Below are 315 nucleotides of genomic sequence, written 5' to 3' on the forward strand. Positions count from 1 at the left end.
AAGATATCTTGAGAGGACTGCCAAAAAACGATTATCCAGTATTGAACAGTCGTCTATTCTTTGAGTGCTGGTTATCTTATGCTATGGATAACAGCTTAACAAGTATGCGAGATTTGTTTAAGAGATTAAACAACACAGGATTTGAGGTAGATATTTCTACTTTCTCTAAAGCAAACTTACATCGAAGTCAAAAACCTTTTCAAGAAATTTACCAAAAATTAAATGAATTAGTACAGAAGAAAGTTCAAAAAAAGTTACACGATAAATATGCAATTTGTCCAATAGATTCAACAATTATTACTCTCACAAGTAAAT

1 pseudogene is annotated in these 315 nt (G+C 30.5%); it reads left to right on the top strand.

Going from position 1 to position 315, the window contains the following annotated elements:
- Window positions 1-315: pseudogene (locus ABF638_RS38390) on the top strand (IS4 family transposase); the annotation flags it as partial.

Source organism: Nostoc sp. CALU 1950, from assembly GCF_051172895.1.
Taxonomy (GTDB): Bacteria; Cyanobacteriota; Cyanobacteriia; order Cyanobacteriales; family Nostocaceae; genus Nostoc; species Nostoc edaphicum_A.